At 40.7% G+C, this 13,960-nt stretch carries 16 protein-coding genes; 12 read left to right on the top strand and 4 right to left on the bottom strand.

Annotation, left to right across the window (positions count from 1 at the left end):
- The 4 genes from MTBBW1_RS29120 to MTBBW1_RS16620 all read left to right on the top strand — a co-directional run.
- Positions 1-181, top strand: a 181-nt coding sequence (locus MTBBW1_RS29120) for a hypothetical protein (protein ID WP_222424083.1), incomplete at its 5' end; no start/stop codon positions are given.
- 5 nt (positions 182-186) lie between these two features.
- Positions 187-828: a rubredoxin-like domain-containing protein gene (locus MTBBW1_RS16630; RefSeq protein WP_080805017.1), complete on the top strand. Its 642-nt coding sequence runs from the start codon at positions 187-189 to the stop codon at positions 826-828.
- 245 nt (positions 829-1,073) lie between these two features.
- Positions 1,074-1,592: an acyl-CoA thioesterase gene (locus MTBBW1_RS16625; RefSeq protein ID WP_222424082.1), complete on the top strand. Its 519-nt coding sequence runs from the start codon at positions 1,074-1,076 to the stop codon at positions 1,590-1,592.
- A gap of 21 nt (positions 1,593-1,613) precedes the next feature.
- Positions 1,614-2,240 carry a LysE family translocator gene (locus MTBBW1_RS16620; protein WP_080805013.1) on the top strand — a complete coding sequence of 209 codons (627 nt, stop codon included), beginning with the start codon at positions 1,614-1,616 and terminating at the stop codon, positions 2,238-2,240.
- 223 nt (positions 2,241-2,463) lie between these two features.
- Here MTBBW1_RS16620 and MTBBW1_RS16615 read toward each other — a convergent pair whose 3' ends face one another.
- The 3 genes from MTBBW1_RS16615 to MTBBW1_RS16605 form a co-directional block, all read right to left on the bottom strand.
- Positions 2,464-2,925, bottom strand: coding sequence for a ferritin family protein (locus MTBBW1_RS16615; RefSeq protein WP_080805011.1), 462 nt, complete (start codon positions 2,923-2,925; stop codon positions 2,464-2,466).
- Positions 2,926-2,998: 73 nt separating this feature from the next.
- Positions 2,999-3,178, bottom strand: coding sequence for a hypothetical protein (locus MTBBW1_RS16610; RefSeq protein ID WP_080805009.1), 180 nt, complete (start codon positions 3,176-3,178; stop codon positions 2,999-3,001).
- 489 nt (positions 3,179-3,667) lie between these two features.
- Positions 3,668-5,140, bottom strand: coding sequence for a cytochrome c family protein (locus MTBBW1_RS16605; protein ID WP_087881792.1), 1,473 nt, complete (start codon positions 5,138-5,140; stop codon positions 3,668-3,670).
- 606 nt (positions 5,141-5,746) lie between these two features.
- On the opposite strand from MTBBW1_RS16605, the gene MTBBW1_RS16600 reads away from it, so the two are divergent.
- The 8 genes from MTBBW1_RS16600 to MTBBW1_RS16565 all read left to right on the top strand — a co-directional run bounded on the left by MTBBW1_RS16600 (position 5,747) and on the right by MTBBW1_RS16565 (position 12,780).
- Complete coding sequence (locus tag MTBBW1_RS16600) at positions 5,747-5,926, top strand: rubredoxin (RefSeq protein WP_080805005.1); 180 nt, start codon at positions 5,747-5,749, stop codon at positions 5,924-5,926.
- A gap of 322 nt (positions 5,927-6,248) precedes the next feature.
- The gene (trxC, locus tag MTBBW1_RS16595; RefSeq protein ID WP_245809437.1) at positions 6,249-6,755 is read left to right on the top strand and encodes a thioredoxin TrxC; all 507 of its coding nucleotides are present in this window, start codon (positions 6,249-6,251) and stop codon (positions 6,753-6,755) included.
- A gap of 37 nt (positions 6,756-6,792) precedes the next feature.
- Positions 6,793-7,629 (top strand): rhodanese-like domain-containing protein, encoded by an 837-nt coding sequence (locus MTBBW1_RS16590; RefSeq protein ID WP_080805178.1) that lies wholly within the window; start codon positions 6,793-6,795, stop codon positions 7,627-7,629.
- A 41-nt stretch (positions 7,630-7,670) separates the two neighbouring features.
- The gene (locus MTBBW1_RS16585; RefSeq protein ID WP_245809435.1) at positions 7,671-8,777 is read left to right on the top strand and encodes an NAD(P)/FAD-dependent oxidoreductase; all 1,107 of its coding nucleotides are present in this window, start codon (positions 7,671-7,673) and stop codon (positions 8,775-8,777) included.
- Between the two features lie 246 nt (positions 8,778-9,023).
- Positions 9,024-11,336 carry an FAD-dependent oxidoreductase gene (locus tag MTBBW1_RS16580; RefSeq protein WP_087881786.1) on the top strand — a complete coding sequence of 771 codons (2,313 nt, stop codon included), beginning with the start codon at positions 9,024-9,026 and terminating at the stop codon, positions 11,334-11,336.
- Between the two features lie 210 nt (positions 11,337-11,546).
- Positions 11,547-11,738 carry a ferredoxin gene (locus MTBBW1_RS16575; RefSeq protein WP_080805003.1) on the top strand — a complete coding sequence of 64 codons (192 nt, stop codon included), beginning with the start codon at positions 11,547-11,549 and terminating at the stop codon, positions 11,736-11,738.
- A 19-nt stretch (positions 11,739-11,757) separates the two neighbouring features.
- Positions 11,758-12,333 carry a rubrerythrin gene (gene rbr / locus MTBBW1_RS16570; protein ID WP_080805001.1) on the top strand — a complete coding sequence of 192 codons (576 nt, stop codon included), beginning with the start codon at positions 11,758-11,760 and terminating at the stop codon, positions 12,331-12,333.
- A gap of 99 nt (positions 12,334-12,432) precedes the next feature.
- Entirely contained in the window at positions 12,433-12,780 is a 348-nt protein-coding gene (locus MTBBW1_RS16565; protein WP_186441397.1) for a cytochrome c3 family protein, read from the top strand.
- A gap of 85 nt (positions 12,781-12,865) precedes the next feature.
- Here MTBBW1_RS16565 and MTBBW1_RS29635 read toward each other — a convergent pair.
- Positions 12,866-13,960 (bottom strand): class I SAM-dependent methyltransferase (locus MTBBW1_RS29635; RefSeq protein ID WP_245809434.1); only part of this gene is annotated, 1,095 nt, incomplete at its 5' end.

Below are 13,960 nucleotides of genomic sequence, written 5' to 3'. Positions count from 1 at the left end.
TACATGGCTGATGACCGCCACAATCGAAGTATTTAAAGTCTTTTTGGAAACAGCTACTGATGGAGACTTTCTAATAAATATTGTACCACATATCCTGACATGCTATTTGTTTGCAGGATCTCAAGCATATGAACCCTGGTATATTTTTTCTGAAAATCACCAAAACAGAAGGAGAAGATAAGAGCAATGAAAAAATGGAGATGCACAATATGCAATTATGTCCACGAAGGAGAGACCCCGCCTGAAAAATGCCCAATTTGCAAAGCACCGGCATCAAAATTTGTTCTAATGGAGCCATCTGCCGATGAGATCAGTGCCATGAGAATAAAGGAACTTGAAAAGCAGATAGCTGAACAGAAAATTATTATTGAGCAGAACAAAGGAAAAATGGCAAAACTTTATGACAAGTTTCAGGATCTTATTGTCAAACACCATGCACATCCCATATCTGTCCATTTCCCCAATGGTCTCCTTCCGGTGGCTGTTCTACTTTTTGTGCTTGCAATACTTCTGAAGATGGACACTTTATCATATGCAGGCTTCTACAATCTATTCTTTGTCATGATCACCCTGCCATTTGTCCTGTTTGCAGGATATGCCGAATGGATACGTAAGTATAACAAGGCTATGACATCTCTTTTTGTAATAAAAATTGCTGCGGCAGCATTGACCACAATTCTCTGTATATTCAACGTATTATGGTACCTTGTTGTGCCTGATGTACTATCCTCCTCCCTTGCATGGCTTTTCATAATTTTTAATATTGTGATGCTTGCAGGGGCAGGCATTGCAGGTCATCTTGGCGGCAAGCTGGTGTTCAAGGATTAACGGAATTCATCAGTTGCAGGCTATTATTTTTACCGTGAAAATGGATACATATTTTCATATTCGGGGGTGGCTGGATGACAGCCATGACCGTTTACCGTGAAAATGACTATCATTTTTATATTTGGGGATGATTGATACGTAACCATGTCCGTTTACACTGCATATGCTCACTTGAAATTTTACTCAAGCACCATATGCAGTGTCTTATCAGAAAAACTTGCAACACACGGGAACGGAGAAACAATTTGAAAAAAAAATATGTTAAAGATTCCATGGTGACACTGGCAAAGGTGATGCAGCCATCAGATGCAAATCCCGGCGGCATTGTCCACGGTGGTGCCGTCATGAAAGAGATTGATAATGCAGCAGGCGTTGTGGCCATACGCCATGCTGGCAATCTTGCTGTTACAGCATCCATCGACAGGATTGATTTCCACAACATGATTTTCATAGGAGAGATGATAACCATCAAAGCATCCATCAATATGGCAGGCAGAACCTCCATGGAGATTGGTGTAAGGGTGGATGCTGAAGATCTTTTAAAAGGAACAACAAGACATGTGGCTTCAGCTTATCTTACTTTTGTTGCGGTTGATAAAAGCACAGGCAGACCCCTTGAGGTACCAGAACTTGTGCTGGAGACAGAAGATGAAAAAAGAAGGAACAAACAGGCCGTAAAAAGAAAAGAGCTTCGCATGGCACTGAAAGATTTTGAAGCAGGTTGCAGAAAAGATCCCCTATCCTGCATTGCCCAGATTCAGTAGCAATAATCTTTGGAGAGACCCATGAGTTTGGAACTTTACATTACCTACATTTTTGCAACAACATTGATTTTAGTAATACCGGGGCCGACAATAATTCTGGTCATAAGCCAGGCAGTAAATCATGGGCGAAAATCAGTAATGCCTCTTGCTGCAGGTGTTGTATTAGGGGATTTTACAGCAATGACTCTCTCCCTTCTGGGGCTTGGAGCCATTATGAGTACTTCTGCCACTCTTTTCATATTATTTAAATGGATTGGAGCTCTTTACCTGCTTTATCTCGGGATCAACATGTGGAGAGCAAACCCAAAAAGCGGTGAGATTCAACATGGGAAAAAAGAAATTTCCCCACTATCACTTTTCAAAAGTTCTTTCATTGTAACTGCACTCAACCCAAAAGGGATAGCGTTCTTTGTGGCATTTTTGCCACAGTTCATTAACCACAATGAACCATTACTAAGTCAACTGCTCCTGCTCGGAGGGACATTTCTGTTCATGGCTTTGGTCAATGCAACGCTATATGCACTCTTTGCAACTCAACTGCGAAAATCAATAGAAAAGACAAGTGTAAACAAATGGTTTAATCGTTGCGGTGGTGCGGCATTGATAGGAGCAAGTTTGTTTACAGCCAGCATGCAGAGATCTGCATAATTGCCTAAGGTGACTGAAGCCCAAAATACAAAATGGGCAGGTTATTTGAAATTAATTCCCAAACAACTTGCCCATTTCAGAGCTGCTTTAAAGTAGAAGTTCCCTTCATAATTTCGATGATCAAGGGCTACAGATATGACAACAAATAGGGTTTGATTTAAAAAAGGTGTTTATTACCGATTTTCCCAATTTTCAGGCAGGCATATTATCTCCTGCTCGTTGATTAATTCTCATTATCTGCAAGGAAATCATCATACATGGTTTCAAGCCCAAGTTTATGCTTGGCCTCTTCCTGGCTAAGGATGTTGAGTACCCTTACAACCTCAGCATTTTTTGTTTTCTGTGCAAGATCATTATAAAGCTTGACTGCCATCTCTTCACGCTTCATGGCAATCCTTAAAATATCCTGCATGAACATACCTTCCTTGTATTCAGTCTCCACAAGATAGTTACTGATTTTAAGATCAGGGATCTCCTTTAATTCATACTCTTCCACTTTGCCCTTGTCAGTTTTCAAACCTTCAAGCAGAGTTACATGTTTGCCCTCTTCTTTTGCAAAGTTTTCAAATGTCTCCTTTACTGACTTAAATTTCTCTTTACCTGCAAGTTCTGTATAAAACTGAACAGCTTCTTTTTCTTTTTCAATGGCATATGCCAGGATATCATCTACAGACTCAAAATTCATAAAAAACTCCTTAAATATTTAACTCAATGCATTTTTCCATAACTCAATGGATTATTTCTCAAGCTATATTGCGTTACTGTGCTGCCTTGCATTTGGAAAACTCTATCTGTTTTCCACAGTTTCCACATTTATGGGTCTTGTCAAATTCATCGGAAAAAATCTCATTATCACTGCCACATTCAGGGCACTGACATATAAATGATTTCAAATCCTTAAATTGTTCAAATCCTGGGCAATGGGCTGGTGTTGTCATAATTTTTCTCCTTTATTTGAATGTAAGGACAGACTTTATTCCATAAAATGAAAGTACACCTGAATGAATTTAAAAATTTAATCCGGTTCACTTTTTAAATTATTAATATAAGCCGATATCAATGTTGTTGCAAGTAGCAAACCATATTTTTCAGACACAAAAGCATATTTTTAAACGGTTATCAAATAAAAACAACAATAGCTTTTAACTGCAATGGCAGCACCATCTACCACAATGAAGTATGAAAGTCCCCATGAACATTAAAAAACGGGGGGCTTTCTAATAACGTAGATGGCGGACTACCGCCACAATCAAAGTCATGAAAGTCGTTTTTAAAACAGGCTGTTACGGAGACTTTCATATAAAATCCATGACTTAAAAAGCAATACTTTTTTCTTTTTTGCACTTTAAGGCTGTTCAGCAGTAATATGCCATGCCAATAGTGATACAGGAGTGTATTGCAACAGTGTATCATGAGACAGACAAAAACTATCTGAAAGTTTTTGTTCTGCTTACCATATCTATTACTGGGAGATCAGGGATCTTTTTTATACCGTAAACCGCCTCAAGGTGTATGTCATCCGGCAGCATGCCCAGAAGCTTTTCCGCCACTTTCTGACCTGCCTGACGGTAACGAAGAATTGCAGTTACTGTAACAGCCTCTCCCTTAGGAGAGCCAAGACCATAATGGACATCCCTGTATCCCTTTGGGGGAATGGTGGTGGTTCTGGAAAATGTTTCCGCTTCCCAGGGATTTATTGTGTAATTCAGGTTTCTATCCTGTGTATCAGAGTTAAACATTCGGATATCATCGGGCAATGTTCCATCTTCAGCAACCCCGCCTGTTGTCATAATAAGATTGCCATCCTTATCTTTTACAGTCACCTCAAGCCACATCTGTCTTATATTTGTAAGAGATGTTGTAAGGTAATGCCCTGCCCTTATGTTTTTTACACGAACTCTTATCTCGGAAATGGAATCCTTACGATAAACAGGAGTAATTTCAAGATCAGCAGCAGCCTTAAGCCTGTCAACTGCCATCTGGTATTTTGCATCTGCATTTGCTGCAACATCCTGTTCTCCTGCTTTCAGGGCAGCAAGTTTTGTAAGATAGTAGATGAGAAAATTGGCACCATTGAAGTAGTGGTGATATGCATCCGGTTCCGGCTTTGCAAAGGTGTCAGCCACTTTCATAAATGTCTCTGTATCAACCATATGGCAATCCTGGCAGTGGATGTTATTTATGGAGTATGGTCCGTTTTTCCACTCTCGATATGTCTCTTCAATGGGGGTATGTGTCCTGTAGTTGGACACCTGGTGGCAGGAAGCACAAAGCTCGGAGCTTGTATGAAGCGGTGAATACCTGCACTCATGGAAAGTGTCTCCACACCATTCATCAGGCTTTTTTGGGCCATATTTTGTAAGGGTATAATTTTCACCTGTCTCACTGTTTTTTCCGTCCTCTCCTGGAGATAGAATCAGTGAACCGTTTTCAGGCTGATGATACGGGGTCTGCCAGTGAGTATGACCTTTGACAGAGTGGCAGACATCGCATGAAACACCAGCAAGGGCAAGGCTGCTCAAGCCTTTAAGTCCAACATCCTTTATTTCCCCCTTGACCACAGCAGCAGGCGTATGGCATCCTTCACACTGCCTTGATATCTCTTTTCCTACGCTTTTTACAGCAAGATGCAGCTCCCCCTGATACAAAGGGTCTCTGAATGCCAGTGCATGCATGGATGATCTCCATTCATCATACTTATCCGGATGACATTCGGCGCAGGTTTCAGGCGGCGTAAAATCAGCAGAGCTTTTTTCCCATTTTACAAGTGATGGAGCATATGGATAAAAACTTTTATCCGCAGACATGTAGGTTTCTTCCATATCAGATGAAAAGGCTGCGGAAATAGTCAATAGGCAGAAGCTGAACAAAAAAAATGCTCCTGAAAAAAAAACTTTCATGGTCATTATTCTCCTTGTTTATAATCAATTCTGTTGTTACCATTTAAGTTGAGACAGATGCTCAAATGCTTTAAAAAAACAGCAATGTGTCGTTTCTGAGTATATAAAAAACATTGAAAAGATTCAATTAAAGGATTAACATCTTATCTGACAAATCAAAGATTGGCAAATTTTGTTTTTTTGAAAAATACAAATCATCTGGTATATTTTTTGTATTCAATCTGCCCTGAAAGAATTTAGCGTCCTTTGGACGGTTTTTTCATAACCACCTGCTTTTACTGGCTATAACTCTCTGAATCAGGGCACCCAAGATGAATAGGGTAAGGCAGAATTATCTATCCTGAATATATTGGTTATCCTGAACATCCTGAATATATTGGTTATCCTGAACATCCTGAATATATTGGTTATCCTGAACATCCTGAATATATTGGTTATCTGAACATCCTGCATATCTTGGTTATCCTGATTCAGACAAATGCAATAAATGATAGAAATGCAATAAATGCTGGGAAAGCAATGAATATTTCGGTTTTGAGTATAAATTATAAATATATATATTTATTACCATTTATTTTTAAAAACAACTGCATAAGGAGATAACCCATGGCTAATCCAGAAGAGATGTATCAATGTCAAACCGTTAACTGTGGCTACATATACAACCCAGACAAAGGAGACAAAAAAGGAAAAATTGCCAAAGGTACAAAATTTGATGAGTTGCCAGATGACTGGAAATGCCCAATATGTGGAGCCAGCAAAAAAGCATTTAAGGCGCTGGGGTAGAGCTTCCGCAAAACCCCAACTGCATCAAAAACAGAAAACTTCCTGAAACTGTTCATGGATAATTTACAACATTCGGTTTTATACTCAAAATCGAGATTTTATTGCTTTTTCCGAAGTTATTGCAGTTGTCTGAACCAGGATAACCAGGATGGATAGGATGCTCAGGATAGATAATCCTGCCTTATCTTTGTTAATTTTGGGAATCCTGATTCAGAACATTGTTGACAAGGCTTACAAGATCATAGGTGTCTATTTTGAGTTTTATATGAAAGTCCCCGCCGTTTAAGGGTTTTCATCACTTCGATTGTGGCGGTAAACCGCCATGTATGTTATACAGTTTCATCAGAATTCAGGTTCTGAATCTTCAAGGGAGGGAGATATAATGACAAGCGAAAACATTATAATATCATGCAGCAACTGCCGCACAAAAAACAGAATACCCCTTTCCAGAATCAAAGAGAAACCTGTATGCGCACGATGCAAATCTTCCCTTTCAAACATTCCTTACCATACTGTTAAAGTGACAGACAGTACCTTTCAAAGGGAGGTAATAGAGTACAAAGGTGCTGTGCTTGTTGACTGCTGGGCTCCATGGTGTGGTCCCTGCCGTTCCATAGGCCCTGTTCTTGATGAACTGGCACGACAATTTGCAGGACAAATAAAAATTGTAAAGATCAACGTGGATGAAAACCAGGCAATTGCATCAAAATACTCCATACAGAGTATTCCAACAATGCTCTTTTTCAAAAACGGCCGGATCAGGGATTCCCTGATGGGTGCGGTACCAAAAAACGAAATCATAAAAAAGATCAAGTCTGTTACAACATAAGATTACCTAAACCATAACTCCAGGAGGTATTACAATGATCAGATGGAAACAGTTTTTAACCCCTGTAAAGTCCCTTGATGCTGAAGCCACACGTAAATTGATTGACGAAAACAGCGAAGAGCAGTTTACCCTTCTGGATGTGAGACAACCTGGTGAATATGAACATGGCCATCTTCCAGGGGCAAAACTTATTCCCCTTCCCGATCTTCCGGACAGGCTTGCAGAGCTTGATCCTGAAAAAACACAGATTGTCTATTGTGCTGTGGGGGGAAGAAGCAGGGTGGCTGCCCAGATGCTTGCAGGAAAAGGATTTGACAGGGTTATAAACATGTCAGGGGGATTTAAGGCATGGAAAGACAAAAGCGCAATCGGCAGTGAAACACAGGGAATGTCACTATTCACAGGCTCTGAAACTGCACTTGATACTCTCAAAATTGCCTATTCACTTGAACAGGGACTAAGAGAGTTCTATCTCGCCATGATTGATAAGATAGAAAATGAAGCTGCAAAAAAACTTTTCAAGCAGCTTGCAGACATAGAGGTCAAACACCAGGATCACATATATGCACACTACCTTGAACTGGCTGATAACCCTGCCCCAAGGGATAAATTTGAAGCAGAAATCACTTCTGATGCCATGGAAGGTGGTCTGACTTCTGATGAGTATGCCCAGAGATTCAACCCTGACTGGGAATCCCCTGTTGATATCATATCCCTTGCCATGTCCATAGAAGCCCAGGCCCTTGACATGTACACCAGAGCAGCTCAAAACGCAGACAAAGATGAAGATAGCCGCAAGGTTCTGAGCCAGATTGCAAGGGAAGAGAAAACCCACCTTGCTGAACTTGGCAAACTCATGGATAAAATTGCCTGATTTTTTCATTCACCATAAATCCAGAACAAAAGGAGAAAGCGTTGAAAAAGCATCTTGTTCTTGCAGGCGGGGGACACGCACATATGGTGACCCTGGCCAATCTGGAGAAATTCATTGAAAATGGCCATAAGGTGTCGGTTATCGGGCCATCTACGCACCACTACTACTCAGGTATGGGACCTGGAATGCTTGGTAAAACCTATACCCCACAAGAGATTCGATTTGCCACAAAGCATGTGGTGGAAAAAAAAGGTGGAATTTTTATAGAAGGAAAAGCTGAAAAAGTAGATCCTGAAAAGAAAATTCTGTTGTTGGAATCAGGAGAAACAATACCTTACGATGTGATATCATTCAACTCAGGAAGCCATGTACCCCAGTCAATAATCTCTGAAAAAGATCTTGCTGCCAACAAGAGAGTAATCTTTCCTGTAAAACCAATTGAACGCCTCATGGAGGCACAGATTCAACTCGAAAAGATGATGACTGAAAAAAGGATCTCGATATCAATTATTGGTGGCGGCCCTTCATCTGCTGAAATTGCAGGTAATGTATGGCAGCTTGCCACAATAGTGAAACAGAAGTCACCTGGCATGACAATGCCTATTATCAAAATCATGGCCGGAAAAAGGTTTATGTCAAAATTTCCGGAAAGTGTTCGCAAAGCAGTTTATAACTGCATAACAAGCAGAGGGATAGAGATCTTTGAGAGGGGCTACGTTAAAGAGGTTACAGGCACAACAGTTGTAATGGAGTCTGGTGACAGACACCCTTCTGATTTCATATTCATGGCTCTTGGTGTCAAGCCGTCCAAAATGTTTGAGGTATCAGGGCTTCCCACAGGGCCTGACAGGGGCCTTCTGGTGAACCGTTTCCTTCAGTCAACCCAGTATCCTGAAATATTTGGCGGAGGAGATTGCATTCATTTCAGTGAAAGACCCCTTGACAAGGTTGGTGTCTATGCTGTCCGTGAAAACCCTGTACTGTTTAATAATCTTATGGCCTCACTTGACAACAGACCTCTTCAACCATTTGATCCTGGCGGAGACTATCTTCTGATATTCAACCTGGGCGGTAATTATGGTGTGCTTAGAAAAAAAATGGTTCTCTTTGAAAGGCAAGCCTGCATTTGTAATCAAGGATCACATTGACCGGAAATTCATGAAAGAGTTTCAGTCCATTGAAAAATGACCGGATTGACCGAAAATTCATGAAAGAGTTTCAGGCCATTGAAAAATAACCGGACTGACCGAAAACTAAGGAAAGAGTTTCAGGCCATTGAAAAATAACCAGACTGACCTGAAACTAATGAAAACAATTCAGGTCATTTAAAAATTATCAGACTGACCACAAACTCACAAAAAAGTTGCAGACCATCAATATTCAAGGGAAAAATTATGAAACCCTCCAGAATTATTATTATTATACTTGCAGGAGCTGTAATGGCTGCATTTTTCAACCTGGATATACATCACTATTTTTCCCTTTCAAGCCTTAAAGCCAATATAGACCATATACATGCCTGGCAATCCTCCCATCCATTTAAAGCTGTGTTCATATATATGGCAATATACATTTCCATAACAGCACTCTCCCTTCCTGGTGCTACAATCATGAGTCTTGCCGGAGGTGCTGTTTTTGGATTATGGAAAGGCGTCATCATTGTCTCATTTGCCAGTACCATCGGAGCCACACTTGCTTTTATTGTATCACGTTTTCTCTTCCGTGATGCCATAGAAGCAAGATTTGCAGAAAAACTTGCCATCATTAACCGAGGTATTGAAAAGGAGGGGGGATTCTATCTCTTTTCCCTGAGACTTGTACCAATATTTCCCTTCTTTATAATCAACATGCTGATGGGCTTGACAAAAATTTCAACAATGACATTCACCTTTGTCAGCCAAATTGGCATGCTGCCAGCAACTTTTGTTTACATCAATGCTGGCCGCCATCTGTCGCAACTTGAATCACTTCAGGGTATCCTTTCTCCAGGTTTGCTTTCAGCATTTGCTTTACTGGGGATTTTTCCAATTGCTGCAAAAAAAATACTTGAAGTGATCAAACGTCAGAGAGTTATGTCTGCCTATAAAAAGCCGAAAAAATTTGATTACAACCTTATTGTAATAGGCGGAGGATCAGCAGGCCTTGTGGCATCTTACATTGCTGCTGCTGTTAAAGCAAAGGTTGCCCTGATTGAAAGAGACAAAATGGGTGGGGACTGTCTTAATACCGGATGTGTACCCAGCAAGGCACTAATTAAAAGTGCAAGGGTACTCTCACAGGTGAAACGTGCCGAAAATTTTGGTTTCAAAAAGGGTGAAATAAACTATAATTTTGCAGATGTAATGGAGCGGGTACACCGCATAATAAAAAAAGTGGAACCCCATGACTCTGTTGAGAGATACACAGGACTTGGAGTTACCTGCATAAAAGGAGATGCAACAATAACGTCACCCTATGAAGTTACTGTGCAAACGTCACCCTGTAAAGTTACTGTAAAAACGTCACCCTGTAAAGTTACTGTGAAAACTTTACCCTGTGAGGTTGCTGTGAAAACTTCACCCTGTGAAGTAAATGTAAAGAGAACAAATCCCGGGGAAGACGAATCAGAGCCTGAAAAAGAAGAGAGAGTAACCCTGACCACCCGCAGCATCATAGTTGCAACAGGAGCATCCCCTTTTGTGCCCGATATTCCCGGGCTTGATCAAATTGATTTTTACACGTCAGATACCATCTGGAATATAAAAAAACATCCTGGCAAAATGCTTGTACTGGGGGGTGGCCCCATTGGATGCGAACTTGCACAGGCATTTTCAAGTTTTGGTTCACAAGTTACCATTGTCCAGAGAGGCTCCCGCCTCATGAAAAAAGAGGATCCCGAAGTTTCCCAACTTGTCAAGGAAAAATTTGAAGCCCATGGGATCACTGTAATAACCGGCTATATTCCAAAAAAGTTTTCTTTTATCAAAGAATCCCATGGCTCTTTTCCTGCCTGCCACCTCGAATCAGCAAATGACAAAAATGAAAAAACAATAAAATTTAATACATTACTCATTGCCCTTGGCAGAAAACCCAATGTCAAGGGCCTTGGACTTGAAAAGCTTGGCATCAACATTTTATCTGATGGCACCATAGAAAGTGGCGATTTTCTGGAAACCAATATTCCCAATATATTCTGCGCAGGAGATGTGGCAGGCCCATACCAGTTTACACATACTGCTGCACACCAGTCATGGTTTGCATCGGTAAATGCTCTTTTTGGAGGAATACGAAAATTCAAGGTTGACTACAGAACAATCCCATGGGCAACTTTCATAGAGCCTGAAGTTGCCAGGGTTGGCCTGAATGAATCTGAAGCCAGAAAAAAAAATATACCTTTTGAGATTACCAGATTTGATCTGAGCGACCTTGATCGTGCAATTGCTGATTCTGAAAATCATGGTTTTGTAAAAATCCTTACTGTTCCTGGAAAAGACAAAATCATAGGAGTAACAATAGTTGGAAGCCATGCCGCTGATATCATAGCCGAATTTGTCCTTGCCATGAAACATGGCCTTGGGCTTAACAAAATATTGAGTACCATCCACATATACCCGACAATGGCAGAGGCAAATAAATATGCAGCCGGAGAGTGGAAAAAAGCCCATGCACCAGAAAAGCTGCTTTTATGGATTGAAAAATTTCATGCATGGATGAGGAATGATTTTTAAGATTAATAATTGACTGTTATCCATTTGCCATATAAAACAGTGTAATACTCTTTGGCTGCGACCCTTATCACACTCGTAGCCCCGTAATATTATTTCATCGGCATTAAACCCCAATGCGGGTTAGCCATAACCAAAGATTGTTTTCTGATGCTTTTCCCAAAAGCCATGAAGTCAGCAACTCAATCCCAATCATTAATAAAGGAGATTTTCATGAAAGTAACAATTACTGATCAATGCATGGGTGACAGAAACTGCAACGAACTCTGTCCAGAAATATTTGAGTATGATGAAGATAAACTTCTGTCAATTGTTAAAATGGATGTTATTCCCAAACATCTTGAAGATGTTGTGCGACAGGCAGCAAAAGAGTGTGGTGCTGAAGCCATAATAATTGAAGAATAAAAATAAACGGAGACCCCTCATGGGAAAGTTTAAAGAGAGCAAAACTGCAAAAAATCTGCTCACGGCATTTGCGGCTGAATCACAGGCAAGCACAAGATACAGGTTTTTTTCCCGACGTGCCCATGATGATGGTTTTATTCAGATTGCAAAAATTTTCCAGGAGACTTCTGACCAGGAGTGTGAACATGCCTTAAGGTTTTTCAAGTTCTTCAATGGCGGAGAGCTTGAGATCAACTGGAAGTTTCCCGCAGGAGTGATACAGGATACCCATGCAAATCTTCTCTCATCAGCAGAGCTTGAGCATTATATCCACACAGAGATGTACCCGGGCTTTTCAAAAATTGCACTTGAGGAGGGCTTTCAGAGGGCAGCAGATACCCTGGACGCTATAACAGTTGCTGAAAGACAGCATGAACAACTATACAGGGAGCTTGCAGCCAATCTGGCTGAAAAAAAAGCCTTTGCAAGGGCTGAAACGCAGGTGTGGCGATGCTTAAGCTGCGGTTATGTTCACTCGGGAAAGGAGGCACCTGAAAAATGTCCGGCATGCGTAAAACCAACTGGATATTTTGAACTTCTTGGAAAAAACTGGTAAAAACTGTCGGGTAAAATGACACATTAAATGTGTGTGGGGCAGACACCTGTGTGTCTGCCCTTTGTACATAAGACTTTAAATATAATCAGGAGGTTTATAATGCAGAAAATTTCCAGAATGTTGCTGATCATTACTTTTATCCTATTTGCGGCTGTAATTGTGACGGCATCTGAAGAGAAAAAAGGAGAACCTGTAATAACCGTTGACGGCGGTTCAAAGGGCGAGGTCAGCTTTCCACACAAGGAGCACCAGGAAGAACTAAAAGAGTGTAACCTCTGCCATGACACCTTTCCCCAGGAGATGGGTGTTATTAAAAAAATGAAGGATAACAAAGAGCTGAAAAAGAAACAGGTAATGAACGAAGTGTGCCTGAAATGCCATAAAGATTATAAAAAAGAAGGGAAGAAGTATGGTCCAATAAGCTGCAGCGGATGCCATGCCAAATAGAATCCAATAATGACAAATAATGGGGACAGATTTAAAAATCTGTCCCCAAAGTACTCAAAATGGGAAAATAATTTAAAACTCATTCCTAAATTGTTATTTTCCAGCATCTGTGAATCTGTTTTGCCGGAGTTTTATAATCCTCTGGAATTGTAATGGATGTGATCTCTTTAATATCTCTGAGTTCAAGGGGAGCCAGCTTATCCATATCCAGTTCAAAGTTTTGATGGTTTGTTGAGAAAAAAAGATGACCGCCCTTTTTCATAATACCTGCCACACCTTTTAACAAAGCAGGATGATCTGAGGAGATATCAAATCTGTGGCGCATATTTCTGCTTGTGGAGTAGGATGGCGGATCTACTACTGCAAGATCAAATTTCAGACCTTTTTGTTTGGCTTTTTCAAGATAATCAAAAGTGTGTGCCTGTACCAAAATATTCCTCTGGCTCCGGTTATTTCCATCTGAAACAACTCCATTATTCTCATTAATCCTTTCCTCAAATCCCTCCACATTCTCCTGATGAATAACAGGAATGTCATTGAGCACCATACTCTCCTGATGAATAACAGGAATATCATTGAGCACCATACTCTCCTGATGAATAACAGGAATATCATTGAGTACCATATTCTCCTGAACCCAATCAATTGCACTTTTTGAACGGTCAACAGAAACAGTGCTTCTTGCTCCCCCCTTTGCCGCATAGCATGAAAAAGTGCCTGTATAACAGAAAAGATTCAAAAAATCCCTGTCCTGTGCCATATCCCTTACCATCTGGCGTGTATCTCTGTGATCAGAGAAAAGCCCTGTATCCACATAATCACAGGGATTTACATAAAACTTCAAATCCCTTTCCGAAACAACAATCTTACGGTTAGTATTATCAATGCGCTCATAACGCTTGCCATCCTGCCATCCTGCATGGCGCGCTTTAAGATGCACATTTTCCATGGGCACTCCAAGTGCCCCTGCAGCCGCTTCACCCATCATTTCAAGCCAACCGGGTATGCTATGTTTTCTTACATACTCTCCTATTACAAGGTGACCTGCATACCAATCCACAACAGCTCTTATTTCCGGTATATCCCAATCATATAATCTAAATACCTCAATCCCCTGCCTTGCAAAGCGTTTTTTTAGATGTTTGTAACGTTTTTTAACTTTATTGGAAAGCATTTGTGC

Origin of the sequence: Desulfamplus magnetovallimortis, from assembly GCF_900170035.1 — a bacterium.
Lineage (GTDB): Bacteria > Desulfobacterota > Desulfobacteria > Desulfobacterales > Desulfobacteraceae > Desulfamplus > Desulfamplus magnetovallimortis.
This window is presented reverse-complemented; position numbering and strand designations above follow the sequence as displayed.